The 25733-nt window shown below is 70.5% G+C and carries 23 protein-coding genes; 16 read left to right on the top strand and 7 right to left on the bottom strand.

Annotation, left to right across the window (positions count from 1 at the left end; genetic code table 11):
* Positions 1-49: 49 nt before the first annotated feature.
* Positions 50-523: a nuclear transport factor 2 family protein gene (locus tag ACWDLG_RS29180; protein WP_449925879.1), complete on the bottom strand. Its 474-nt coding sequence runs from the start codon at positions 521-523 to the stop codon at positions 50-52.
* A gap of 61 nt (positions 524-584) precedes the next feature.
* Here ACWDLG_RS29180 and ACWDLG_RS29175 point away from each other — a divergent pair, with 61 nt between their 5' ends.
* Positions 585-1352, top strand: coding sequence for an aminotransferase class IV (locus ACWDLG_RS29175; protein WP_449925876.1), 768 nt, complete (start codon positions 585-587; stop codon positions 1350-1352).
* A 22-nt stretch (positions 1353-1374) separates the two neighbouring features.
* Here the strand turns inward: ACWDLG_RS29175 and proS are convergent, their stop codons facing one another.
* Positions 1375-2814: a proline--tRNA ligase gene (proS, locus tag ACWDLG_RS29170; RefSeq protein ID WP_449925873.1), complete on the bottom strand. Its 1440-nt coding sequence runs from the start codon at positions 2812-2814 to the stop codon at positions 1375-1377.
* Between the two features lie 88 nt (positions 2815-2902).
* Positions 2903-3751, bottom strand: a complete 849-nt coding sequence (locus ACWDLG_RS29165; RefSeq protein WP_449925870.1) for an endo alpha-1,4 polygalactosaminidase — start codon at positions 3749-3751, stop codon at positions 2903-2905.
* A 217-nt stretch (positions 3752-3968) separates the two neighbouring features.
* Here ACWDLG_RS29165 and ACWDLG_RS29160 point away from each other — a divergent pair, with 217 nt between their 5' ends.
* Both ACWDLG_RS29160 and ACWDLG_RS29155 read left to right on the top strand, forming a co-directional pair.
* Positions 3969-5270, top strand: coding sequence for a family 4 glycosyl hydrolase (locus ACWDLG_RS29160; protein WP_449925867.1), 1302 nt, complete (start codon positions 3969-3971; stop codon positions 5268-5270).
* Positions 5271-5331: 61 nt separating this feature from the next.
* Positions 5332-6120, top strand: coding sequence for a DeoR/GlpR family DNA-binding transcription regulator (locus tag ACWDLG_RS29155; RefSeq protein WP_449925864.1), 789 nt, complete (start codon positions 5332-5334; stop codon positions 6118-6120).
* Between the two features lie 46 nt (positions 6121-6166).
* On the opposite strand, the gene melA is transcribed toward ACWDLG_RS29155, so the two are convergent.
* A complete protein-coding gene (melA, locus tag ACWDLG_RS29150; RefSeq protein WP_449925862.1) occupies positions 6167-7471 on the bottom strand; it encodes an alpha-galactosidase in 1305 nt (434 codons plus the stop codon).
* Positions 7468-8418, bottom strand: coding sequence for a carbohydrate kinase family protein (locus ACWDLG_RS29145; RefSeq protein ID WP_449925859.1), 951 nt, complete (start codon positions 8416-8418; stop codon positions 7468-7470). Before ACWDLG_RS29145 ends, melA begins: the two co-directional genes overlap by 4 nt.
* A gap of 150 nt (positions 8419-8568) precedes the next feature.
* Here ACWDLG_RS29145 and ACWDLG_RS29140 point away from each other — a divergent pair, with 150 nt between their 5' ends.
* From ACWDLG_RS29140 to ACWDLG_RS29100, 9 genes are all read left to right on the top strand, one after another.
* On the top strand, positions 8569-9417 hold the full coding sequence (locus ACWDLG_RS29140; protein ID WP_449925856.1) for a carbohydrate ABC transporter permease: 849 nt from the start codon (positions 8569-8571) through the stop codon (positions 9415-9417).
* An 11-nt stretch (positions 9418-9428) separates the two neighbouring features.
* Positions 9429-10292 (top strand): carbohydrate ABC transporter permease, encoded by an 864-nt coding sequence (locus tag ACWDLG_RS29135; RefSeq protein ID WP_449925853.1) that lies wholly within the window; start codon positions 9429-9431, stop codon positions 10290-10292.
* A 12-nt stretch (positions 10293-10304) separates the two neighbouring features.
* Positions 10305-11618, top strand: coding sequence for an ABC transporter substrate-binding protein (locus tag ACWDLG_RS29130; RefSeq protein WP_449925850.1), 1314 nt, complete (start codon positions 10305-10307; stop codon positions 11616-11618).
* Between the two features lie 219 nt (positions 11619-11837).
* Positions 11838-13667, top strand: a complete 1830-nt coding sequence (locus ACWDLG_RS29125) for an ABC transporter substrate-binding protein (RefSeq protein ID WP_354920919.1) — start codon at positions 11838-11840, stop codon at positions 13665-13667.
* Positions 13668-13670: 3 nt separating this feature from the next.
* Positions 13671-14678 carry an ABC transporter permease gene (locus ACWDLG_RS29120; RefSeq protein WP_354920922.1) on the top strand — a complete coding sequence of 336 codons (1008 nt, stop codon included), beginning with the start codon at positions 13671-13673 and terminating at the stop codon, positions 14676-14678.
* Complete coding sequence (locus ACWDLG_RS29115; protein ID WP_354920925.1) at positions 14675-15571, top strand: ABC transporter permease; 897 nt, start codon at positions 14675-14677, stop codon at positions 15569-15571. The genes ACWDLG_RS29120 and ACWDLG_RS29115 overlap by 4 nt, the downstream gene beginning before the upstream one ends.
* Before the next feature lie 6 nt (positions 15572-15577).
* Positions 15578-16564 carry an ABC transporter ATP-binding protein gene (locus ACWDLG_RS29110; protein WP_449925845.1) on the top strand — a complete coding sequence of 329 codons (987 nt, stop codon included), beginning with the start codon at positions 15578-15580 and terminating at the stop codon, positions 16562-16564.
* The gene (locus ACWDLG_RS29105) at positions 16561-17571 is read left to right on the top strand and encodes an ABC transporter ATP-binding protein (RefSeq protein WP_449925842.1); all 1011 of its coding nucleotides are present in this window, start codon (positions 16561-16563) and stop codon (positions 17569-17571) included. The genes ACWDLG_RS29110 and ACWDLG_RS29105 overlap by 4 nt, the downstream gene beginning before the upstream one ends.
* Entirely contained in the window at positions 17568-18389 is an 822-nt protein-coding gene (locus tag ACWDLG_RS29100; RefSeq protein WP_449925839.1) for a GNAT family N-acetyltransferase, read from the top strand. Before ACWDLG_RS29105 ends, ACWDLG_RS29100 begins: the two co-directional genes overlap by 4 nt.
* A 2-nt stretch (positions 18390-18391) precedes the next feature.
* Here ACWDLG_RS29100 and ACWDLG_RS29095 read toward each other — a convergent pair whose 3' ends face one another.
* Complete coding sequence (locus ACWDLG_RS29095; protein WP_354920937.1) at positions 18392-19471, bottom strand: exo-beta-N-acetylmuramidase NamZ family protein; 1080 nt, start codon at positions 19469-19471, stop codon at positions 18392-18394.
* A gap of 48 nt (positions 19472-19519) precedes the next feature.
* On the opposite strand from ACWDLG_RS29095, the gene murQ reads away from it, so the two are divergent.
* Genes murQ through ACWDLG_RS29080 form a run of 3 tightly spaced genes read left to right on the top strand, consistent with a single transcriptional unit; the run spans position 19520 to position 23341 of the window.
* Positions 19520-20422: an N-acetylmuramic acid 6-phosphate etherase gene (gene murQ / locus ACWDLG_RS29090; RefSeq protein WP_449925834.1), complete on the top strand. Its 903-nt coding sequence runs from the start codon at positions 19520-19522 to the stop codon at positions 20420-20422.
* Positions 20412-21437 (top strand): serine hydrolase domain-containing protein, encoded by a 1026-nt coding sequence (locus tag ACWDLG_RS29085; protein WP_449925831.1) that lies wholly within the window; start codon positions 20412-20414, stop codon positions 21435-21437. The genes murQ and ACWDLG_RS29085 overlap by 11 nt, the downstream gene beginning before the upstream one ends.
* Entirely contained in the window at positions 21434-23341 is a 1908-nt protein-coding gene (locus ACWDLG_RS29080; protein ID WP_449925828.1) for a S9 family peptidase, read from the top strand. Before ACWDLG_RS29085 ends, ACWDLG_RS29080 begins: the two co-directional genes overlap by 4 nt.
* A gap of 84 nt (positions 23342-23425) precedes the next feature.
* Here ACWDLG_RS29080 and ACWDLG_RS29075 read toward each other — a convergent pair whose 3' ends face one another.
* Positions 23426-24958, bottom strand: a complete 1533-nt coding sequence (locus tag ACWDLG_RS29075) for a hypothetical protein (RefSeq protein WP_449925825.1) — start codon at positions 24956-24958, stop codon at positions 23426-23428.
* Between the two features lie 324 nt (positions 24959-25282).
* On the opposite strand from ACWDLG_RS29075, the gene ACWDLG_RS29070 reads away from it, so the two are divergent.
* The coding region (locus ACWDLG_RS29070; protein WP_449925822.1) for a hypothetical protein at positions 25283-25733 on the top strand (451 nt) is incomplete at its 3' end.

The raw sequence follows: 25733 nt of genomic DNA, 5'->3' as shown, positions 1-25733 counted from the left end.
CCCGTCCATCACGCCGCTCCGGCGTGCGGGGCGGGCCGCCGCGACGTGGTCAGCTGATCGTGCGCCAGGTCTGTTCCTCCACCAGTTCCCTGCTGCGCCATCCCGCGGCGGTGCGGACCATGCGGTGGTGATACCAGCCGCCGCCCTGGCACACCCCCTTGGCCCCGGCGGCCAGCATCGTCCTCGAGGGCGCCAGCGTGTCGGTGAACGGCGCCAGCACCACGGCCTCGGTGCCCGCCGCCGTACCAGCCGCGGCATCGGCGTCGCCGTCCGCGGCGGTGAAGTCGATGACCGGCGCCCCGACCAGGTGCAGCCGTCCGGGCCACGGCGCCAGCGCCGCGGCCAGCCAGGCGCTGACCTCCTCCAGCCCGCCCGCGATCCCGCCCGCCGACCGGTAGTCGATCACGGCGTCGGCGGTGAACACCTCCGCGAGCCGGTCCCACTCCCCGGCGTCGACGGCCCTGGCGTAGCGGGCGAGCAGCCCGGCGATCTCCAGCCGGTCGGCGACCTCACGTTCGTCCATGCCCGGATCTAACCAAACGCTTGCTACACACGACAGTCCCGGCCGCCCGTAAGCTGGTCGGGTGATCACCGTCATCGACGGCCGGGTCGCCGGGCCCGAGGCCGGCCTGCCGCTCCTGGCCCGCTACGGCCACTTCACCGCCATGCAGGTGCGCGACCGGCGCACCCGCGGCCTCGACCTGCACCTGGCCCGCCTGAGGGCGGCCAACCGCGAGCTGTTCGGCCTCGACCTCGACACCGCGCTCGTCATCGACTCGATCAGGACCGCGCTCGGCGACGACCTCACCGACGCCAGCGTCCGCGTCTACGTCCAGGCGGCCGACGCCGACGAACGCCCGCACGTGTTCGTCACCGCCCGCCCGCCCATCGCGGTCGCCACCACGCCGCGCAGCGTCAGACCCGTCGGCTACCAGCGCTTCCTTCCGCACATCAAGCACCTGGGCGGCCTCCCCCAGGCGTACTACGGAAGCCTGCTCCACGCCGAGGGCTACGACGAGGGCCTGCTCACCGGTCCCGACGGCCTGATCTCCGAAGGCCTGATCACCAACCTCGGCTGCTTCGACGGGACCGCGGTCATCTGGCCCGACGCGCCGATGCTGCACGGCATCACCATGCAGCTGATGGAGCGCGCGCTGGAGCCGGCCGGCATCCCGCAGGAGCGCCGCCCCGTCAGGGTCGCCGACCTGCCCGCCTACGAGGCGGTCTTCCTCACCAACTCCCACGGCGTGGTCATGGTCGGCCGGCTCGAGGAGGCCGCCCTCAAGCTCGACGAGGCGTTCGCCGCCCGGCTGCTCGCCCTGTACGAGGACGTCGCCTGGGACGCGATCTGACCATGACCCGCCGGGGCAGGGCTCAGTAGGAGCGGCCGAAGACGACCCGCTTGCCGTAGGCGGAGGGTTCCCCGCAGCGCACGCAGGTCCCGGTCTCGGCCGCGCCGTCGAGCGGAACGCAGCGCGGGGTGGCGGCGGTGCGCGCCTTGATGTCGTCCTCGCACGAGGGTTTGCCACAGTGCAGCGCCAGCGCCCACCCCGAGCCGACCGCGGCGGCGAAGGACTCCCACGTGCCGACCGGCGTGGTGCGCTCGTCGCGGAACGCGGTGGCCCGGCGCAGCAGGAACTCCTGGAACTCCGCGAGGATCCCCGGCATGCTCGCGGGCACGGCGGCCAGCGGGAGCGACTGCTTGCCCTCCTCGCCCAGCCTCCTGGCCATGACCACGGTGTCCGACTCCAGGTCGCGGGGGCCCAGTTCGAGGCGGATCGGCACCCCGCGCAGCTCCCAGTCGTTGAACCGGAAGCCCGGCGAGAGCTGGGCGCGGTCGTCGACGTGGGCGCGCACACCGGCCGCCGTCAGCCGCGCCGCGAGGTCACGGGCGGCCGCCAGCGTCCGCTCCCCCTGCTCCCCGCGGCCGATCGGGACGATGACGACCTGGTACGGCGCGAGCCTGGGCGGCAGCACCAGCCCCTTGTCGTCGCCGTGCGTCATGATGACGCCGCCGATCATCCGGGTGGACATGCCCCACGACGTCGTGTGGCACAGCTCGAGGCGGCCGGCCGCGGAGGTGTAGTGGATGTCGAAGGCCGCGGCGAAGTTGGTGCCCATGTAGTGGGAGGTGCCGGCCTGCAGCGCCTTGCCGTCGCGCATCATGCCCTCGATGGTGAAGGTGCGCACCGCTCCGGCGAACCGTTCGCCTGCGGTCTTCTCGCCCGCCACCACGGGAATGGCGGCGATGTCCCGCGCCACCTCGGTGTAGAGGTCGAGGGCGAGCATCGTCTCCCGCATCGCGTCGGCCGCGTCGGCGTGCGCGGTGTGGCCCTCCTGCCACAGGAACTCGGTGGTGCGCAGGAACATGCGGGGCCGCAGCTCCCAGCGCACGACGTTCGCCCACTGGTTCAGCAGCAGCGGAAGGTCACGGTGCGAGGAGATCCACCTGGCCATCATCTCGCCGATGACGGTCTCCGAGGTGGGGCGCACGACCAGCGGCTCCTCGAGCTCCTTGCCACCGGCGTGGGTGACGACGGCGAGTTCCGGCGAGAAGCCCTCGACGTGCTGGGCCTCGCGCCGCAGGTAGCTCTCGGGGATCAGCAGCGGGAAGTAGGCGTTCTCGTGGCCGGTGTCCTTGATCCGCCGGTCGAGCAAGCCCTGGAGCAGCTCCCACAGGCGGTAGCCGTACGGTCGGATGACCATGGTGCCCTTCGCCGGGCCCCGGTCGACGAGCTGTGCCTTGGCGACCAGCTCGTTGTACCAGGCCGAGAAGTCCTCACTCTGCGGGGTCACCCCAAGGTCGTCTGCCATGCCGGAAGGATAGCGACGCGTGTCGGTCCGCTCACCCGGTTTATCGGCCGAGGGGCGGCCCTCGACCGCCCCTCGGCCAGTGCGTGCCTCAGCGGCAGGCCACCCGGTACGCGTCCAGCTCGTACTTCTTGCGCAGGGAGTTGAAGTTCTGCGCGTTCGACCTGGCGCAGAAGGCCTTGGCGGCCAGCTCGTACTCCACGGTGAACACCGCCTTGCCCGCCCGGACGAACTGGTCGTAGCCGTAGCCGCCGTTCTGCGCGGTGGTGCACTCGTCGTACTGCCAGCACTGCTCGTTCAGCGCCCAGTCGAAGTACGGCAGCAGCCGCGGGATCTGCGCGATGTCGTTCTTCAGGCCCGCCGACAGCCCGCGCGCGTGGGCCTCGTTGGCCAGCCAGGCGTTGTACTCGATCTGGTGGGCGGCCGTCAGCGGGAAGCCGCTGTCGTTGGTGTAGGCGTCGAGGTTGTCGAACTCGACCGCGTCGAAGCCCTTCGCCTTGCACATGTCCAGGCGCGACCGCATGATCGTGCCGAGCTCGCCCGCGTACTGCCTGATGTCCAGCCAGCGTTCACCGGGCCACTCGTCGAGGTTGGCGCCGAGGATCGCGGCGGGGAAGCGGCCGGCGTCGGGCCGCCAGTCCTCGTAGGTGCCGGCGCTGATGTAGCAGACGACCTTGCGGCCGGCCCTGGTCTCGTGCAGCCGCCGGACGGTCGCCGCGGTGGCGTTGAACCCGTCGATGTCGTACATCGTGACGTTCAGGAACGGCTCCTTCGGCACCGACGACAGCTGCCACTGCCAGCTGGTGTCGAGCGCCGGCTTCCAGCAGCCCGGGCAGGGGGTCGGGGTCGGCGCGGTGGTGCCCGCCTCGGCGGAGGCGGGGACGACGAGGCAGGCCGCCCAGGTGAGCAGGACGGCGATCAGGGTTTTCCACGCTCTCATGCTTGTCCTCGCAGATGATCGGCAAGGGCGCACGGGATGCTGTTCCTCACTCCGCTCATGCGGCCAGGCCCACGGCACGCAGGCGGTGGCGCGGCCCGGGGGAAGGGCGGGGTGCCCACGCCAGCACATGCCTAGAGTTGCCCATGTCGGCCGGAATTTCAACAACTTCGCGCACAAGAGCGTCGTGGAATACTGGTCGCCCAGGTAGGAGGTGCGGATGTCGCGGATCGTCTTCGTCGGGGCGGGCAGCGTCGAGCTGACCCGCAAGATCCTGTCCGACCTCTTCCTGTCCGAGCCGCTGCGCGGCGAGCTCGACATCGTCCTGCACGACGAGGACCCCGCCCGGCTGGCCACCGCCGAGGCCCTCACCAGGGCGCTGGACGCGGAGGCGGGCGCGGGGGCGCGCGTCAGCGCCCACGCCGACCGGCGCCGGGCGCTCGACGGCGCCGACCACGTGGTCGCCACCATCGAGGTGGGCGGCTTCGAGGCCACGCTGCGCGACTTCCAGATCCCCCACCGCTACGGCCTGCGCCAGACCATCGGCGACACCATCGGCATCGGCGGCATCTTCCGCGGCCTGCGCACCATTCCGGCCGCCGTCGAGCTGGGCCGTGAGATGGCCGCGCTGTGCCCCGACGCCTGGCTGCTCAGCCACACCGACCCGATGGCGATGACCGGGTGGGCGATGCACGAGGCGACGGGCTTCACCAGGTTCGCCGGGGTCTGCCACGCGGTCTGCGATACCCACGCCTACCTGGCCGACCTCGTGGGCCGCGACCTCGACGAGCTGACCCTGCGCAGCGCCGGCGTCAACCACCAGTCGTTCGTGCTCGTCTTCGCCGACGACGCCGGCCGGTGCCTCTACTCCGACCTGGACGCCGCGCTGGCCGCCGACCCCGAGCTGAAGAGCCACGTGCGGGTGGAGATGTACCGCCGTTTCGGTTTCTTCCCCACCGAGTCCAGCGAGCACGCCGCCGAGTACGTGCCGTGGATCATGCGCCACGCGGAGGAGACCTCGAGACTCGGCGTGCCGGTCGAGGAGTACCTGCGCAGGGCCGGCATGAGCTTGCACGTCTACGAGGAGACCAGGCGGGCGCTGGCGGCGGGCCGGCCGCTGCTCATCAGATGGCAGCACCAGGAGCCGGCGGCGGCGGCGCTGCTGGCCATGCTGACCGGGCGGGAGAAGCTCGTCCACGTCAACGTCCGCAACGGCGGGCTGATCGGCAACCTGCCGGAGGAGGCGTGCGTGGAGGTGCCGGCGGTGGTCGACGCGACGGGGATCCGTCCGCAACCGGTCGGCGAGCTGCCGATCCAGCTCGCCGCGCTCAACCGCACCTTCCTCAACGTGGTGGAGCTGACCGTGCGGGCGGTGCTCGACGGCGACCGGCGCCACGTCCTGCACGCGGCGATGCTCGACCCGAACACCGCGGCGACGCTCCCGCTGCCGGCCATCGAGGCGCTGTGCGAGGAACTGCTGGCCGCTCACGGCGAGCTGCTGCCCGAGGCGGTGCGCGGATGAGCCGGCCGGTCCGGCGGGGCCGGCCTGGGCGGGCGGCCGCCAGGCCGTGGGAGGTGCGCCGGTGAAGGAGCCGATGCCGACGGAGGTGCGCCGCGAGCGCATGCTCGGCCTGCTGCGCGAGCAGGACTTCGCCAGGGTCAACGAGCTGGCCGAGGCGTTCGGCGTCTCCGGCGTGACCGTCCGCGCCGACCTCGACGCGCTGGAGGAGCAGGGCAAGGTGCGCAGGGTCCGCGGCGGCGCGGTCGCCGCGGGGCCCACGCTCACCGAGCCGTCGTTCGAGATGTCGCTCGGCGCCGCCGCCGTGGAGAAGGGCCTGATCGCCAAGGCCGCCGCCCGCCTGATCAGCTCGGGCGAGAGCGTGCTGATGGGCGCGGGCACCACGACCGCCTACGTGGCCAGGGAGCTGGTGGCCCGCGCCGACCTGACCGAGGTGACGGTCTTCACCAACGGCCTGCGCACGGCGCTGGAGCTGGAGCCCGCCATCCCCCGCTTCTCCGTGGTGGTCACCGGCGGCAGCCTGCGCCGCCAGCAGCACTCCCTCGTCGACCCGATGGCGGGCAGGCTCCTCGAGGGCATCAGAGCCGGCACGGTGTTCCTCGGCTGCGGCGGCGTCCACGCCGACAGCGGCTTCACCAACGTCAACCTGCCGGACGCCGAGATGAAGCAGCGCATGCTGCGGTCGGCCACCAGGCGCGTCATGGTGGCCGACTCCACCAAGCTCGGCAGGATCGAGCTGGCCCCCATCTGCCTGCTGCCGGAGGTCGACCTGCTCATCACCGGCGAGTCGGCCGACCCCGCCGAGGTGGCGCGGCTGCGCGAGCGGGGGCTGGAGGTCCAGCTCGCCGGTTAGGCCGCCGACGTGGCCCGCAGCGGGGGCTGGAGGTCCGGCTCGCCGGTCAGATCGCCGGCCTGACCCTCAGCGGCTCGGGCAGCAGGTCGCCGTGGGCCGCGGTCAGCTCGTCGCACATGCGCCAGATGTCGTCCAGCGACAGGGTGGCCGAGGCGTTCGGATCGACCATGACGGCGTGCCGTACGTGCTCGGGCCTGCCCTCCTCGGCCGCGCGGACGGTCAGCTCGTTGACGCTGACGTAGGCGCGGTTGAGCGCCGCGCACTGCGGCGGCAGCGCGCCCACGCGGGTGGGTCGCACGCCGGTGCCGTCGACCGCGCACGGCACCTCGACCACGCAGCCGCCGGGCAGGTTGGAGATCAGCCCGTCGTTGACCACGTTGCCGTAGATGACGCGCGGCGTGCCGGTGACCATGCTGTGGACGATCTGCGGCGCGTACTCGTCGGTGCCGGCGATCTCCAGCTCCACCCCGTGCCGGACGGCGTCGCGGGTGCGCCTGTACTCGCGCACGTTCTCCTCGCTGACCCTCAGGTACTCGCCGACGGGGATGCGCAGCCGCTCGATCTCGCCGCCGTGGCGCAGCAGCCACGGCACGTACTCGGCCGAGTGCTCGCTGGTCTCGGTCGGGTAGTGGCCCAGGCGCCGGTACATCTCCACCCGGACCCTGCGCCGCAGCTCGGCGTCGGCGTCGATGCGGGCGTCGAGCCTGCCGTACAGGTCCTCGCCGTCGCGTTCGAAGCCGAGCACCCAGGCCTGGTGGTTGACGCCCGCCGCCCGGTAGGAGACCTCCTCGTACGGCACGCCGACCAGCTCGGCCAGCCCGCGCATCGTCCAGTAGACCGAGTGGCACAGCCCGACGACGTTGCGCACCCGGCTGGACAGGTACCACACGTTCATGGCCATCGGGTTGGTGTAGTTCATCAGCAGCGCGTCGGGGCAGACGGCGGCCATGTCGGCGGCCAGCGCGTCGAGAACGGGGAAGGTGCGCAGCGCGCGGAAGACGCCGCCGACGCCGATGGTGTCGGCGATGGTCTGGCGCAGGCCGTAGCGGGCGGGGATCTCGAAGTCGGTGACGGTGGCGTCGTGCCCGCCGACCTGGATCATGTTGATGACGAAGTCGGCGCCGTCGAGGGCGGCCCTGCGGTCGAGGGTCGCGGTGATGCGCGGCCTGGCGCCCCTCGCGGCCGCGATGCGGTGGGCGACGGCCTCGGCGACCTCGAGCCGCTCGGGGTCGATGTCGTGCAGCGCCAGGTGGAGCGACGACAGTTCGGGGTGGCGCAGGAGGTCGGCCAGCAGTCCCTGGGTGAAGACGACGCTTCCCGCGCCCACGAACACGATCTTGGGGTTTCTCATGAGGTGGCTTCCTCCCAGGTCGGTTGCGCCGCGGTGCCCCCCGCGGCTCGGGTGGACAGGGTGCCCGCCCTGACTGCCAGGCGCAGACAGTCCTCCAGCGGCAGCCCGTTGAGCCTGGCGGCCAGGAATCCGGCGTTGAAGCTGTCGCCCGCGCCCACCGCGTCGGCGAAGGTGGGAGCGGGCGCGGCGGCGACCCGCAGGGCGCCGTCGGGCGTCCAGGCCAGCGCGCCGTCGGCACCGCACTTCACGACCGGGAGCGTCCCCGTCGCGGCCAGGACGCGCGCTGCGGCCGGCACGTCGTGGCCGGCGGGACCGGCGCTATCGGCATGACCGGCGGGACCGGCGCTGCCGGCGATCGCGACAGCCTCGGCGTCGTTGGGGAGCAGCACGTCGGTGAGGGGGATGACCCGCTCCAGCCCCTCCCACCGGCCGGCCGGGTCGTCGTTGGTGTCGAGGGAGGTGCCGAGGCCGAGCTCGCGTGCCGTCGCGAACAGCGCGGCGACGTCCAGCCCGGGTTGCAGGAAGAAGGAGGAGACGTGCGCGTGGGCGGCCCTGGCGAGCACCGATGGCGGGACCTGCCACGGGTCGGACAGGCAGCCGGGCGCGGTCAGGATCGCCCGGTCGGCGCCGCGCACGAGCACCACGGTGAGCGCGGTGGGCCTGGCGGGGTCGACGACGCAGGCGGAGACGTCCACCCCGTGCCTGGCGAGGGTGTCGAGCACGAAGTCGCCGGCGGCGTCGGCGCCGACCCGGCCGGCGAAGGCGGTGCGCAGGCCGAGCCTGGCCGCCCCGCAGGCGGTGATCGCGCCCGATCCGCCGAGGACCAGCTCCCCCGTGTCGACCAGCTGCTCGCGCTGCCCGAAGGCGAGCGTGGACGGTGTTCCCGCCACGATCACGTCGGGGTTGGCGTCTCCCACGACGAGCAGGTCGAAATCTGTTGTGGCCATGGGCAGGAACGGTCCCAGCGCCTTCGATGACTTGTCAAGTCTTTCAAAATAGGAATCGAAGCGAAGGTATTGACAAGTTTTCGCAAGTTCCCAAGAGTTGGCCCCGTGTCCACACTCTCGCTGCCGAACCGAGGGCGCGACGACAGACGGGTGGCTCTGCTCTTCCTCGCCCCCGCGCTGGTCGGCTTCGGCGTCTTCTACGTGTATCCGGCCCTGCTCGGCGCCTGGTACTCGATGACGGACTGGAACCTGTTGTCCGAGCCCGCCTTCGTGGGCGCCGACAACTTCGTGACGCTCCTTCACGACTCGCTGTTCTGGAACTCGCTCAAGGTCACCGGCTACTACGTCGTGCTGACGATCAGCGTCCAGCTGCTCGGCGGCCTGTTCCTGGCCGCGCTCATGCACCGGCTGACCCGCTCGGTCGTGCTGCGCTCGCTGCTCGTGGTGCCCTGGCTGGTGCCGAACGTGACGGTGGGCCTGCTCTGGATGTGGCTGCTGGACGCCAACCTCGGCTTCTTCAACCACCTGCTGACCGGCATGGGGCTGGACAACCAGGGCTTCCTGACCTCGCCCGAGCTGGCCATGCCGAGCGTGTCCATGATCAACGCCTGGACCTCGACCGGCTACACCGCCCTGCTGCTGTACGCCGGGATGTGCCTGGTGCCCAAGCAGGTCTACGAGGCCGCCGCGCTCGACGGCGCCGGCGAGCTGCGCACCTTCTTCAGGGTCACGCTGCCGCTCATGCGGCCGATCCTGGCGTTCGTGCTGGTCGTGTCACTGATCGGGTCGTTCCAGCTGTTCGACACCGTCGCCGTGACCACCAAGGGCGGCCCCGTCAACGCCACCAGAGTCGTCTACTACTACATCTACGAGCAGGCCTTCACCCACTTCAAGATGGGCTACGCCTCGGCGATGGCCCTCACGCTGGTGCTCATCCTCGGCGTGCTGACCTTCGTCCAGATGCGCATGCTCCGCGCCTCGACCTCGGACCTCGCGTGATGGGATCCCGCATGAGAAGACTCCTCGCGTGGGCATGCCTCGCCCTGGCCATCCTGATCACACTCTTCCCCTTCTACTGGATGCTGCGCACCGCCATCACCCCCGGCAGGGAACTGGCCGCCGACAACCTCGGGCTGCTGCCCGAGCATCCGACCCTGGTCAACTTCGAGCGCGTGCTCGGCCTGGCCTCCCGCGAGGAGACCAGGGCGGCCGGCGGCTCGGGCGCCAACCTCGACTTCTTCCTCTACCTGCGCAACTCCCTGGTCTACACCGGCCTGATCACGGTGGTGCAGACGCTTTTCTGCGCGATGGCCGGCTACGCCTTCGCCAGGCTCCGCTTCCCCTTCAGGAACGCGCTGTTCGGGCTGTTCGTCGCCGCCCTGATGGTGCCGCCGATCTTCACGCTGCTGCCCGGCTTCGCCGTGGTCAAGCAGCTGGGCTGGCTCAACACCGTCCAGGGCCTGGTCGCGCCCAGCCTGTTGATGACCCCTTTCGCGGTCTTCTTCCTGCGGCAGTTCTTCCTCGGCTTCCCCCGCGAGGTGGAGCAGGCCGCGACGATCGACGGCGCGGGCAGGTGGACGCTGTTCTGGCGGGTGGTGCTCCCCATGACCAGGGGTCCGCTGCTCACCCTCGCCCTGACCACCGCGGTCTGGGCCTGGAACGACTACCTGTGGCCGCTGCTGGTCGCGCCGGGCGAGGAGACGCGCGTGCTGACCGCCGCGCTCGGCATCTTCCTCAAGCAGTCGCCCAACACCGCGCCCGACTGGACCGGCCTGATGGCCGGCTCGGCGCTGTCGGTGATCCCCGTCCTGTTGCTGCTGGTCTTCTTCGGCCGCCGCCTCGTGGACTCCATCCAGTTCAGCGGACTCAAATAGGAGAGTTTCCCCATGAGAAGAGCGGCGGCGCTGGCCGTCCTGTTGCTGACGGCCGCCTGCGGCACCTCCGGGCAGCAGGACGGCGGGAACGTCACACTCACCTACGGCCTGTGGGACGACGTCCAGCAGGGCGCCTACCAGAAGTGCGCGGACGCCTTCCAGCAGGCCAACCCCGGCATCACGATCAAGATCCAGCAGAGCGCCTGGGACCAGTACTGGCAGAACCTCACCACCCAGATGGTCTCCGGCGAGGCCCCCGACGTGATCACCATGCAGGCCTCCTACTACCCGCAGTTCGTCAAGAACGGCCAACTGCTCGACATCGAGCCGATGGTGCGGGCCGACAAGGTGGACCTGTCGCAGTACCGCGCGGGCCTGGCCGAGCTGTGGGTCAAGGACGGCAAGCGGTACGGCCTGCCCAAGGACTGGGACACGATGGCCGTCGTCTACAACGTCGAGCAGGCCGGGAAGGCGGGCGTCGACCTCAAGGACCTCACCTGGAACCCCGCCGACGGCGGCACCTTCGAGAAGGCGATCGCCCGGCTCACCGTCGACTCGGCCGGCAGGCGCGGTGACGAGCCCGGGTTCGACAAGGGCAAGGTGGCCGTCCACGGCTACGTCCCGGAGCTGCGCGACGGCGCGCTCGGCCAGAACGGCTGGGGCGACCTGGCCGTCTCCAACGGCTTCGGCTTCATCGACAAGAACCCGTTCGGCACCAGGTACTTCTACGACGACCCGAAGCTCGCCGAGACCGTCGAGTGGTTCAAGCGCCTGGCTGACAAGGGCTACACCGCCTCCTACGACAAGACCAGCTCGCTGGGCCCGGACGCCGTTCTCGCCTCGGGCAAGGCCGCGCTGGGCATCACCGGCTCCTGGATGATCAACACCTATCTGGCGGACGGGAAGTTCGCCTTCGCCCCGCTGCCGGAGGGCCCCCAGGGTCGGAAGTCGTCCTTCAACGGCCTGGCCGACGTCATCTACGCCGGCACCCAGCACCAGGAGGCGGCCTGGAAGTGGGTGAAGTTCCTGGGCTCGACCGGCTGCCAGGACCTGGTGGGCGACAGCGCCGTGGTCTTCCCCGCCATCTCGTCCTCTGCCGAGCGGGCGATGAAGGCGCACGAGAAGGCGGGGCGTGACGTGTCGGCCTTCACCTCCATCGCAGACGCCGAGGACGGCACCTTCCTGCTGCCGGTCAGCGACCACGGTGACGAGATCGGGCAGATCGTGCAGACGGCGCTGGAGGAGGTCTGGCTGGGGCAGAAGGATGCCGCCACCGCGCTGACCGCCGCCAACGCGCGCGTCAACGAACTCTTTGGAAGCCGTTGACCAGCGGATACACTACGGGGGTCCCGGCGCGTGCCCTGCGCGTCGCGCGGCCCCCACCCCCCTTGTGACGCCCTTTTTCCAGCATGGCGGGTGATGAAGGAAAGTTACATTCACCTCACAACTGCTGGAGATTATTGACGCATCCGCGGGCTGACCATAGGGTCCGGACAATCCCCGATCTATACCGGACCCATCGATAAGCCCCCCACGGAGCGGTACATGAAGCGACTAGCAGCCGTAGTGGCGCTGCTCGGTCTCGCCACGACGACGGCGTGCAGCAGCACCGACAACAAGTCCGCGGGCGGTGGTGGGAGCGCCGGCGGCGGCCTCTTCACCACGATCGACGTGAACAGGCCTGGCATCGACGCGAGCGCCCCTGCCAACCCTTACAACCCCAAGGGCAACGCCTTCCCGGGCTACACCACGATGAAGATCGGGTGGGTCGTCAACCACCTGACCGACCCCAACAAGGCGCTGCCCGGCATGGCGGCCAGTTGGGAGATCGCCCCGGACAACTCCTCCATCACGCTCAAGCTGCAGCCGAACGCCAAGTGGTCCGACGGCAAGCCGGTCACCGCCGAAGACGTGAAGCTCTCCATCGCCCTCGCCTACACCCAGGGCAGCACGGCCTTCGCCGTCACCCCCGGCGCGGCCGGCGCGGCGGCCGAGGTCACGGTCGTCGACGAGAAGACCATCAAGATCACGCAGGACCCCGAGAACCCCAGCCCCAAGTTCGCGCGCGGCGTGCTCGACACCACGGTGCTGCCCGCCCACGTGTGGAGCAGCGCGGTGCCCGCCACCATCTGGGACACGATCAAGACCGCCCGCGGTGACGGCCCCGAAGCGGAGAAGGCCCGCGAGGAGATCACCGCGCTGGGCGAGAAGGTGATCGCCTTCGCCCCGCCGACCGACGTCGCGGGCGGGCCGTTCGTGCTGTCGCGGGTCAACCCCGGCGAGGCGCTGCTGGTCAAGAACAAGCACTTCTTCAACGCCGCCAACGTGGCGCCCGACCAGGTGAAGTTCCTCAACTACACCGGCAACGAGCAGATCTGGAACTACCTCACCCAGGGCAAGCTCGACCACTCCGGCTTCGTCGCCGCTCCGACCGACGTGATGAACCGGATCAAGGCCGCGCCGGGCAGCGAGGTCATCAAGGGCTACTCCCCCGTGGCCGTCGGCATGGCCTTCAACCAGGCCAAGAAGCCCTACGACAACGTGCACGTCCGCAAGGGCCTGGCCTACCTGATCGACCGCGAGCAGGTCACCAAGGTCGCCTCGCCCGAGGGCGGCACCGCGGCGACCACCATCACCGGCATCCACCAGAAGGCCGCCAACGCCTGGATCCCCGAGACGCTGCCCAAGCTGGAGCCGTACAAGGTCGACCCGGCCAAGGCCGAGGAGGAGTTCAAGGCCGCCGGCCTGACCAAGAAGGACGGCAAGTGGACGCTGGCCGACGGCACGCCGTGGAAGGTCTCCATGCACGCGCCGGCCGGCTTCTCCGACTGGCTGTCGGCCCAGGAGAACATCAAGAGCCAGCTCATCAAGGCCGGGATCGACGCCGAGGTGGTCACCACCGCCGACTACCCGGTCTACCTGGAGGAGCTGGCGGCAGGTAAGTACGACGTCGGCTTCTGGCTGATGGCGCTCGGCCCCGCGCCGTACGACATCTTCCAGCGCCTCTACGGCGCCTCCAACGGCTGGGCCAACGTCGGCGGCAAGGTCAAGCACTCCGCCCCCGGCGAGGCCGGCAACTGGATGGGCAGCCCCGAGGAGACCGAGGTCGACGGCACCAAGGTCAACCCCGGCGAGCTCACCGGCAAGCTGAACTCGGTCGGCCCCGAGGAGGCCAAGCCGATCATGGCGCAGCTGGCCACGGCCGCCAACCAGGACCTCCCGGTCATCCAGCTGTGGGACTACATCAACAACCAGTTCGTCAACAACAGCCGCTTCACCGGCTGGCCGCACGACGACGAGGTCCTGCGTCTCGGACAGGGCGTCCTTCCCTCTGGTGTCTGGATCCAGCAGGGTCTGGTCAAGAAGAAGCAGTAGCACATGACGGTTATCGCTCGGCGACTCGCGGGCCACCTGGCCCGCGGGATCGTCATGATCCTCGTGGTCGCCTCGATCAGCTTCTTCATCGTCAACAACATCCCCGGCGACCCCGTCGCCGCCCGTTACGAGAAGCTCGTCGAGGGGGGCATGTCGCCGGAGGCGGCCATGCAGGCCACCAAGGTGATGTACGGCTTCCTGCCCTCGGGCACGATGTGGGAGCAGTACGTCGACTACATGGGCGGCCTGCTCCGCTTCGACCTCGGCGTCTCGGTCACCAGGCCGGGGACGCCCGTCCTCGACGTCCTGACGGACGCGGCCAAGTGGACCGTTCTACCGGTGCTGCTCGGCACCCTGCTCAGCTTCCTGGTCGGGGTGATCCTGGGCGTGTACGCGGCCATCAAGCGCACCGGCAAGCTGGGTGACGCGCTGGCCATCTCCGGCTCGCTGCTGCACGGCATCCCGCAGTACGTGCTGGCGATGCTGCTGGTGGTCATCTTCGCGACGCTGATCCCGATCCTGCCGGCGGACGGCCCGGTGGACATCCTGTTCGAGCCCGGCTTCAACGCCGGCTACCTCGGCTCCCTGGCCGAACACGCCGTACTGCCGGTCGCGACCTACGCGCTGTCGGCCTACGGCGGCTGGATCCTGGCCATGAAGTCGAGCGTCGTCACGGTGCTCGGCGACGACTTCATCCTGGCCGCCGAACTACGCGGGATGAAGCGGTCGATCATCTTCAGGTACGTCGCGCGCAACGCGATCCTGCCGCTGTTCACGATCCTGGCGCTCTCGCTCGGTCTGCTGCTCGGCGGCGCGGTCTTCATCGAGAAGATCTTCAACTATCCGGGCCTCGGGTGGCTGCTCATCGACAGCATCACCCTGCGCGACTACGCCCTGATGGGCGGCGCGTTCCTGCTGATCACCGTGTCGGTCGTCGTGGCCAACATCGTGGCCGACCTGTTCTACACCGTGATCGACCCGCGGGTGCGCAGCGGGGAGGGGGGACGATGAGCGCCATCGTGCTGGAGAGCAGCACGGCGACCATCCGCCGCAACTTCTGGTACGGCGTCTGGCGCGTGATGAAGCGCAAGCCCAGCCGTATGGCCGGGGTGATCATCATCCTGGGCTTCGCGTTCATGGGCGTCTTCGGGCCGATGTTCTTCCCGAGCCCGCTGCCGGACAACCCCGACGCCATCACCCAGCCGCCGAGCTGGCAGCACTGGTTCGGCACCGACCCGCAGGGCAGGGACGTGCTCGCGCTGGTCATCACCGGCTCGCGCTACGTGCTGCTCAGCGCCGCGGTGACCGCCCTCATCACGGTGGTCTTCGGCACCGCGCTCGGCCTCTACTCCGGCTTCAGGCGGGGCCGCTGGGACACGGTGCTCATGCGGATCACCGACATGAAGCTCACCATCCCCGGCCTGCCGCTGCTGCTGGTGCTGGCGACGGTGTGGAAGTTCGGCAACCCGATCCAGATGGGGCTGGTGCTCGGCCTGCTCGGCTGGGGCGGTGTGGCGCGTGCCGTACGCGCGCAGACCCTTTCTCTGCGGGAGCGCGGCTTCATCGAGGCGGCACGCGGCCTCGGCCTGTCCACCACGCACATCGTCAGCAAGGAGCTGCTGCCGAGCATGGCTCCCTACATCGCGATGAACATGCTCATCGCGGTGACCGGCGCCGTCTACGCGCAGGTCGGCCTGTTCTTCCTGGGCGTGCTCCCGTACGAGTCCGACAACTGGGGCGTCATGCTCAACCTCGCCGTCTTCCAGGCCGGCGCCATGATCACGCCGACCGCGCTCGGCTACCTGCTGGCGCCGCTGCTGGCGATCCTGCTGCTGACGCTCGGGATCGTGCTCGTGGTCGACGCCATGGACGAGATCTTCAACCCCCGGCTGCGCGAGGAGTAGTAGGAAGTGGCAAAGCAGGCGCCGGGCGTGCGCATCGACGGCCTCACGGTCGTCTACAAGACCTCGGCGGGCGAGCTGCCCGCCGTCAGGAACGTCAGCATGGAACTGCCCGCCGGCACGATCACCGGCATCGTCGGCGAATCCGGCTCCGGCAAGTCCACGCTGGCGTTCTCCCTGCTCAACGCGGTGCAGCCGCCCGGGCGGATCAGCGCGGGCAGCGTCGAGATCGACGACCTGGGCGACGTGGTCACCTTCGAGGGCGAGCGGCTGCGCAAGGCGCGCGGCGCCCACATCGGCTACGTCTTCCAGGCCGCGCAGAACTCGCTGAACCCGCTCAAGACCGTCGGCAAGCAGCTGCTCGACCTCGGCCGCTCCCACGGCGTCGAGGACCTGCGGGGCCTGGTGAAGGACGCCAAGGACCTGCTGGCCCGCATGGGCCTGGACGGCGCGCGGGTGCTCGACTCCCACCAGCACGAGCTGTCGGGCGGCATGCGCCAGCGCGTCGGCATCATGCTGGCGCTGGTGCTCAACGCCCACGTGGTCGTGCTCGACGAGCCCACCACCGCGCTCGACATGATCACCCAGGCGACGATCCTGCGGATCATCCGCGAGGTCCACGCCGAGCGCGGGCTGACCACCATGGTCATCACCCACGACATCGGCGTGGTGGCCGAGGTCGCCGACCGGCTGGCGGTCATGTACGGCGGGCGGCTGGTCGAGCAGGGCCCCACCCGCCAGGTGCTCGCCGACCCCCAGCACCCCTACACGCGCGGCCTGATCAAGGCCATCCCCCGCCTGACCGGCGACATCAACGAGGCGCAGGCCCTGCCAGGCCGGCCGCCCACGCTGGCCACCGTGCCGAAGGAGGGATGCGTGTTCAGGGAGCGCTGCGCCCTGCGCATGGACGTCTGCGAGACCGCCGACCCCGAGGCGCTGCCGCACGGGGACCGGATCGTCGCCTGCCACGCGGTCAAGGTGAAGGAAAACGCATGATCAGCGGCAAGGGCATCACCAAGACCTTCAAGCAGCGGGGAAGCGTCCTGTCGGGACGGACCGTGCAGGCCCTGCGCGGGGTCGACTTCGAGATCCCCAAGGGCGGCGCGGCCTCCTTCATCGGCGAGTCCGGCTGCGGCAAGACGACGCTCGGCAGGATCATCGCGGGACTGGAGAGCTACGACGACGGCCAGATCAGCATCGACGGCGTGGAGATGTCGTCGCTGAAGCCGAAGGCCAGGCAGCCGCACTTCCGCAAGATCCAGATGATCCACCAGGACCCCTACTCGGCGCTGAACCCGACCAGGACCATCCACCAGACGCTCCAGGCCCCGCTCGAGCTGCGCGCCAGGCAGACCGGCAGGCCGAAGTCGTGGATCGAGGCGCGCGCCGCCGAGGTGCTGTCCCTGGTCGGCCTGGACCCGGCCTCCGTGCTCGGCCGCTACCCGCACCAGCTGTCGGGCGGCATGCGCCAGCGCGTGGTCATCGCCCGCGCGCTGACCGTCGACCCCGAGATGCTCGTCGCCGACGAGGCCACCTCCATGATCGACGTGTCGCTCCGCCTCGGCATCCTGGCGCTGCTGAAGGACCTGCGGGAGAGCCTCGGGGTGAGCGTGCTGTTCATCACCCACGACGTGGCCACCGCCCGCTACATCGGCGACGACGGCGAGCTGTACGTCATCTACCGCGGCCAGGTCATCGAGCGCGGCCCGGTCGACACGATCATCGCCGACCCCGTCCACCCCTACACCCAGTCGCTGCTGTCGGCCATCCCCGTGCTGCACGGCCTGGAGGTGCCGGGCGCCGAGCCGGTGGTGCCGACCGAGTCGCTGGACGAGAGCCACCAGGACGCCGGCTGCCTGTTCGCCAGGCGCTGCCCGTTCAGGACGGCCGAGTGCGAGGCGAGCCGTCCCGTGCTCGGCATCACCGGCGACGTCCCGCAGCGGCACGCCTGCTTCCACCCCCAGCGGCGCAGCGTCGTGGCCACCCATGTGGAGCGCGGATGACAGGGCCGCGCGAGATCGCGCGCGCGGCGCTCACCTTCGACGCCGCCGAGGCTCCCGCCCTGGTCGACCGGCTCATGTCGCCGCCTCCCACCCGCAGGTGGAAGGCGCTGACCACCGACGGCGGCCTCGTCATGGTCTCGCTGTCGGAGCGCGACCCGACGATCGGGCACATCGACCTGCTGGCCGTCCACCCGGACGCCCAGGGCAAGGGACGCGGGCGCGAGCTCGTCGCCGCCGCCGAGACGTGGTTGCGTGCCGAGGGGGCGACGCAGGCGCGCTTCGCCGGCAACCCGCCGGCCTACGCCTGGCCCGGCATCGACGTGCGCTACACCGCCGCCGCGTGCCTGGCCGAGAGCGCCGGCTACGAGCGCTATCACGTCGCCTGGAACATGACCGCCCGGCTGCCCGTCGCCGCCGAGGAGGAGCCGCCGCTGCGGCCCGGCGTCGAACTGCACACCGCCGCCTCCGGCGAGGACCGCGCACGCGTGGCCGCCTTCGCCGAGCGGGAGTGGAACGCGAACTGGGCCTGGGAGGCGGCCAACGCCACCGGCCTGCACTACGCCACGCTCGAGGGCGAGATCGTCGCCTTCGCGGCCTGGGGCGCCAGGCCGCTGTGGTTCGGCCCGATGGGCACCGCCCCCGCGGCGCGCGGTCTCGGCGTGGGCGGCAGGCTGCTGCGCCGCTGCCTGGCCGACCAGCACGCCGCGGGCCTGACCGAGACGCAGATCGGCTGGGTGGGCCCGCTCCGCTTCTACTCGCGCGCCGTGGGCGCGCGAGCAGAGCGGGTCTTCTGGCTCTACCGGCGCGATCTGCGTTGAGATCACCGGTAGAGCAGCTCACCCCGGGGGAGGGTGGGCTCCGGGCACAGCCCGCGCGGGTCCTGTCCTGCCTCCAGGCAGCGCCGGAGCGTGTCGGACCCCCACAGGTGGTCGAGGAAGTCGTTGGTCGCGAACTCCTCGGGATGCTGCGAGCGCGCCACGTGGATCAGCGACACCGCGGTGAACACCGGCCGGAACGCCCGCGGGTCGGTGACGTGCAGCTGCACCCCCCGGACGGCGGCACCGGCGTGCTTGCTGAAGGTCGGGGTGAACCACAGGTCGCGAAAGCGCACGCCCGGCAGTCCGAGCTCGTTGAGCGCCGGCGCGAACCTGTCGTCCAGGTACGGCGCGCCGACCAGCTCGAAGGGCCGGGTCGTGCCGCGCCCCTCCGACAGGTTCGTGCCCTCGACGAGCCCGGTGCCCGGATAGACGAGCGCGGTGTCGAGTGTGGGCATGTTCACCGATGGCATCACCCACGGCAGTCCCGTCTCGGCGAACGGCAGGTCCCTGTGCCAGCCCTCCATCGTGATCACCCGCACCTCGGGGTCGAGCAGCCGCGCCAGCTCTCCCACCGTCAGCCCGTGCCTGGCGGGAACGGCCGCGCCGCCCACGGGGCTGGCGAACGCCATGTCGAGCGGCGGACCCTCCGCCACGGTCCCGCCGATCGGGTTGGGCCGGTCCAGCACGACGAAGCCGACACCGAGCCGCCTGGCCGACTCCATCAGATCCTTCATCGTCCAGACGTAGGTGTAGAAGCGCGCACCCACGTCGAACAGGTCGAACACCAGGGTGTCGACACCCGAGGCGGCCACCAGGCCGTCCAGCTCCGCCCCCGTCTTCTGGTAGGTGTCGTGGACGGGCAGGCCGTAACACTCTCCCCCGCCTTCGCTGAACCCGGCCTGCGCCGTGCCTCTGATGCCGTGTTCAGGGCTGAACAGGGCGGTCAGGCCGCGCAGGACTGTGGGCGTGGGAGTCAGATCGCTCAGCACTCCGGTCTGGTTGGTGATCAGGCCAAGCCGGTCGCCGGTCACGAGGCCTGGATCCATGGCCAGCCGTTCGGCTCCGGTACGTACGTAAGACATACCTGAAGCTTATTTGCATACGAGATGCCAAAGGTGGAAATTAGCGTCATGATTGATCGACTCCCCGAGCTGTCCACGGAGCAGAGCGATCCGCGCTACAGCCAGATCGACCGGCTGCCGACCTCGGAGATCGCCCAGTTGATGAACCAGGCGGACGCCACCGTGCCCGCCGCGGTCGGCGCGGCCCTGCCCGCCATCACCACCGCCATCGACGCGATCGCCACGCGCATGCAGGCCGGAGGCAGGCTGCTGTACGTCGGCGCGGGCACCTCCGGCCGCCTGGCCGTCCTCGACGCCTCGGAGTGCCCACCCACCTTCGGCACCGACCCCTCGCTCGTCCAGGGCGTCATCGCGGGCGGCCGGCCCGCGCTGACCAGGTCCGTGGAAGGCGCCGAGGACGACTTCCCCGCCGGCCAGCGGGCCCTGGCCGACCTCGACGTCGGCCGGCTCGACTCCGTCGTGGGCATCTCCGCCAGCGGGACGGCGCCGTTCGTCCTCGGCGCCCTGGCCGAGGCCGGCCGGCGTGACGCCCTCACCGTGGCCCTGTCGTGCAACCACCAGACGCCCCTGTCGGCCGCCGCCGAGCACGCCATCGAGGTCGTCGTGGGACCCGAGGTGGTGACCGGCTCCACCAGGCTCAAGGCCGGCACCGCGCAGAAGCTGGTGCTCAACATGATCTCCACCATCTCGATGATCAAGCTGGGCCGCACCTACGGGAACAAGATGATCGAGATGTCCGCGATGAACACCAAGCTGGCCGGCCGCGCCGCCCGCATGGTCAGCGACATCACCGGCGCCGACCCCGAGGAGGCCAGGAAGGCGCTGGACGCCGCCGGCGGCCAGGCCAAGATCGCCGTCGTGATGATCGAGCACGGCGTCGACGCCGACGAGGCACAGGCGCTGCTGGAATCACACGGCTCCCGCCTGGAAGAGGTACGGCATGCTCGCTGACATCCTGGCCGCCGCCACCCCCTCCGTCGTACCCGCGGCCGTCGCGCTGATCGCCGTGGACGGCGAGATCGCCGACGCCGCGGCGGCAGGCGAGCTCGTCCGCTACACCGACTCCCAGGGCACGCTCGCCCCGGCCCGGCCCCCCGCCCGCCGCGACTCCGTCTTCGACCTCGCCTCGGTCAGCAAGATCTTCACCACCGCGGTGATCCTGTCCCTGGCCGCCGAAGGACGCCTCGACCTCGACGCCCCCGCCGCCACGTGGCTGCCCGACCACTACGGCCACCGCACCCACATCACCCCGCGCCACCTGCTCACCCACACCGCGGGGCTCCAGCCCACCCACCGCGTCGACGACGTGCCCCCGGCCGACCGCCTCGACACCATCCTCGCCACCCCCATCACCTCGCCGGTCGGCGGACCCTACCTGTACACCGACGTCGGCATGATCACCGCCGGCCGGATCGCCGAGATCGCCGGCGACGCGCCGCTCGACACCCTCGTCCGCGACCGGGTCACCACCCCGCTCGGCCTCGCCGACACCCGCTACCGCCCGATCGGCGCCCCCGGCGACCAGGCCGACCTCGCCCGCATCGCCAAGACCGAATGCCACCGCGCCCTCGGCGAGGTGCACGACGAGACCGCCCACTCCCTCGGCGGCGTCGCCGGGCACGCCGGCCTCTTCTCCACCGCCGACGACCTGCTCCGCTTCGGCGAGGCGCTGCGCCTCGGCGCCCTTCCCCTCACCGGCGAGATGACCCGCGAGCACCCCGTCCAGGACGCCCCCTTCCGCCACGGCCTCGGCGTCCGCATCGGCGACCCCGGCATCGTCGGCCCGCTCACCGACGCCTACGGGCACTCCGGGTTCACCGGCACCTCGCTGATCGTCGACCCGGCCCACCGGCTGACCGTCGTCCTGCTCACCAACGCCGTCCACCCGCTCCGCGGCCGCCCCGGCATCCGAGACCTCCGCAACGCCGTCGCCGCCGAGGCCCGGCAGATAGGGTCTCGGCCATGAAACCCGCAGATATCTCCCTTCTGCACACGCTCGGCACCCCGACCGTGTCCCCCGACGGCACCCACGCGGTCGTCGCCGTGACCCGGCCCGACCTCGACGCCGACGAATACCGCGGCGAGCTCTGGCTGGTGCCCACCGACGGCGGCGCCCCACCCCGGCAGCTCACCGCCGGACGCAGGGACGCCGAACCCGCCTACTCCCCCGACGGCCAGTGGCTCGCCTTCACCCGCGCCGAATCAGGCGGCCGCCCCCAGGTGCACGTCATGCCCACCGCGGGCGGTGAACCATGGAAGGTCACCGACCAGCCGCTGGGCGCCGGCAAACCCGTGTGGAGCCCCGACTCGCGCCGCATCGCGTTCGTCGCCCGCGTCCCCGAAGAGGGCCGGTACGGCGACGCCAAGCCGGACAAGGAACGGCCCCGGCGCATCACCACCCTGAAATACCGCCTGGACAACCTCGGCTTCTACACCGACCGGCGCTCCCACGTCTTCGTCACCGACCCCCACGCCTCCCGCACCGCCGTGCCGCCCGCCGTCCAGGTGACCGAAGGCGACTTCGACCACGACGCCCCGGCCTGGAGCCCCGACGGCACCCTGCTGGCCTTCAGCGCCGCCCGGCACGACACCCGCCACCACACCCACTACGCCGACATCTGGCTCGCCGGCCCCGACGGCACCGGACTCCGCCAGATCACCGACACCACCCTGTCGGCCGGCCAGCCGCGCTTCACCCCCGACGGCGCCACCGTCTGCTTCGTGGCCGCCGCGCCCGGCCCCACCGGCCGCACCCTCGTCGCCGAGCATTACGGCGTCTGGTCCGTGCCCGCCGACGGCTCGGCCCCGCCCCGCCGCCTCACCGCCGCCGAGCCGTACCACCTGGCCAACAACGGCGTCATCGCCACCACCGGCGACGGCGTGCTGTTCCCCTCGGAGAACCGGGGCGCCTCCGACCTGCTGCTCGTGCCCTACGACGGCGCCGACCCCGAGATCCTGATCTCCGGCGCGCGCGAGGTCTACGCGCCCGCGCACGCCGCCGGCACCATCGTCGCCACCGTCGCCGACCAGACCAGCGCCGGCGAGCTCGTCGCCCTCCGCGACGGCAAGGAGATCACCCTCACCGCCTTCGCCGCCCTCACCCCGCTCCCCCTCGAAGAGATCACCACCGCCGCGCCCGACGGCTACCCCGTGCACGGCTGGATCGTCCGCCCCACCGGGGACGGCCCGCACCCCGTGCTGCTGATGATCCACGGTGGCCCCTTCACCCAGTACGGCTGGCACGTCTTCGACGAGGCCCAGGTCTACGCCGCCGCCGGATACGCGGTCGTCATGGGCAACCCGCGCGGTTCCTCCGGCTACGGCCAGGCCCACGGCAAGGCCGTCATCGGCGACGTCGGCGCCGTCTCGGCCACCGACCTGCTCGCCCTCCTCGACGCAGCCCTCGCCACCGGCGGCCTCGACAGCGGACGCGTCGGCGTGCTGGGCGGCTCGCACGGCGGCTACATGACCACGTGGCTGGCCGCCCACCACGGCGACCGGTTCCGGGCGGCGATCAGCGAGCGGGCCGTCAACGCGATCGACAGCTTCCACGGCTCCAGCGACATCGGCTGGGCGTTCGCGCTCGACCTCTACGGGGCCGACCCCGCCGGGTGTGCGGAGCTCAGCCCGCTCAGCCACGCGTCCGGCATCGACCTGCCGTTCCTGATCATCCACTCGGAGCACGACTGGCGGTGCCCCGTCGAGCAGGCGCAACGGCTGTTCGTGGCGCTGAAGCTGCGCGGGGTGGAGACCGAGATGCTGCTGTTCCCCGGCGAAGGGCACGAGATGTCGCGCTCGGGGCTGCCGTCCCACCGGGTGGCCCGCTTCGAGGCCATCCTCGACTGGTGGGAGCGCCACCTGACCGCCTAGCGACCCGGTGACCCCGGCCTGGTGCCCGGAACCCGAGCACCAGGCCCACCACCCCGCGTCCTTCACGTGGATGATGCGGTCGAGCTACATCAGCTGCGGGGTTCTCGGAGGCCGTACGGAGTGGTCGGCGGCAAGGCACTGCGGCATCTGGTCGATCAGGAACCGCCAGACGTTCTCGCCGTCAGCCCGCGTGAAGTAGGGGCCGCTGTTGGCGTAGTAGCCAAGCAGGCTCCACCCGACCCATCCTTGCGTGCGTGAAACCCACATGATGTGCGCCGGGCTGTCGTGACCGCTGTGACACAGCCCCAGGTAGTGTCCGATTTCATGGACCAGGACGTACTCGAAGACCTTGTATGGTGAAACGTCGCGGTGGATGACCCCTGAGCCGCCGCTTCGATGGACGGTCACGCAGCAGGGATCGGTACGGTCAGGCGGCGTTGTACAGGTGGCGCCTTCGGCGATATTGCGGCCGCTGCAGGCGCCCAGCAGTTTGTCTGAGGTGTAGCGGAAGGCGCCGATGGCGACGATGATGCACTCCTCGGGAGAGCGCGGGCCGGGGTTCGTCGCGCGTAGCCCGGCGTTGCGAAGGTAGTCGCCGAGGTCGGTGTTCACGCTCACCCCGTTGGCTGCGAGTTCGACGCGGAACAGGTACTCGTCGCGTTCGGTGATGTCTCGGACGGCGTACTGGCCGAACTGCGGGAACCGTTCGCTGGAATTCCAGTTCAGGTCGACGCCGATGCGCTTGCACTTCTTGGTGGCGATGTTCGTCTTGTGGGCGACGACCCGATCTTTCATGGCGTAGACGCGGATGCGTCCCGTGGCGCCGTTGCTGTCGATGTATTTCCGCAGTTGAGAGCGGCGGATGGGTCCGGTGCCCTCGACGCCGTTCTCATCGACGAACTTGACGACGGTGCGGGCGGCGGGGCCGGTGAGATTCCAGAGTTCGCAGGTGTCGCGATCGCTGAAGAGATGCGCCAGCGCGTACAGGTCGAGGGTGCCTTCGTGGTGCCATTCGGCGAGCTTGGCGTTGATGCTGTCAAGCCGCCACACGTAGTGTTCGGCCTTGAGCGGCAGTCCGTACGAGGCTCGGTCCAGGCCGATGTGCTCGCGGATCTTCTCCAGCGTCGGGAGGTCGCTGCTGAACTTCTGCTCGAGGCGCTGATCGATGAATCGGCGAAGGTGTTCACGGTCGCGGGCATCCAGCCACCCGCCCACGATGTAGCCGCCCGTCACTGTGCGTGTGAGGTCGACGCCGGCGTCGAGGGCATCGACCCCGAGATTGCCGAGATCGTTCACCAGTTTGCAGAAGTCGCCGCGCAGCACGTCTGCGACGATCGCTCCGCCGTCTCTCAGCAGGTCGGCTGCGTCTTCGACGAGGTCGGAAGCGTTGTTGACGAGGCCTCGGATGCCTCCTAGCACGACGTTGCTCGTATGACACAGCCAGCTGGGTCCGTTGGCGCATAGCCACCCGTTGGCGTCCCCCAGCCAACCGCCCGCGGTGTCCAGGACTTCGTCGACGGCCCCCTCGACGAGGTCGGTGGCGGTGTCGACGGCATCTTCGACCAGGCCGCCGGCCCCGGAGGCAACGTCGGAGACGGCGTCGGCAATGTCGCCCAATCCCCATCCCATAGGTCTCCCCGTTCTCTGTATTTGCCCGGCTGCCGTTTCGTTGTCGGTGACGACCCCGAACGTCAGCTGCTCGCTCGGCGCCCACCAAGCGGCAGCCTCAGGTCGGTGCCACCGCCGGAGGGCGGGAGGCGACCTCGCGCCCGTTCGTTACCGTGCTCGAAGTCGCCTCCAGTAGAGCTGTTCGAAAGAACTGCTGTCATGTCGCGAAATATCGGGACTTGACAGCCGGAGGGGAGATAGTCGTGGTCGCAGCGCACGGCCTGTGGCGATCGCCGAGCAGCTGCCGCCCAACGGCTACACGGAGCTGGAGGCGTGCCGGCCCACGCCGACGATGAGGTCGCCGGCCAGGTCTCCGTCTCCGCCCGCGATCTGCTGCGCGCCTTTTTGGGGAACCGTATAGAACGAGGGCTCGACAAGCGCGACCGCACGCTCGCCTCTTGCCGCCAGAGCGACATTGACGCCTGGTATGCCCAGAACACCGAACATGCCCGCAAACGGCTACGAGCCTTTCTCACCTGGGCCAAGAAGAGCCGTCAGTGCTCACGCTCACTGTCTCTGCCCCCGATGAAGATCTCCCGCCGAACCCCCATGACCGAGAACGAGCGCCTCGCTGCCCTCCGTCGCCTGCTCATCGATGCTGACGTTCCCCAACTTCTGCGTGTCGCTGGCATCATCGTGCTCCTCTACGCGCAACCCCTTACGCGGGTCGTCCGGCTCACCACCGACGACCTGCTCCGCGACGGAGAAGCCCTTCTCCTACGGC

This window comes from Nonomuraea sp. NPDC003727, from assembly GCF_053586935.1.
Note: the sequence above shows the minus strand (reverse complement) of the source record. Positions and strands in the feature narration are given on the sequence as shown.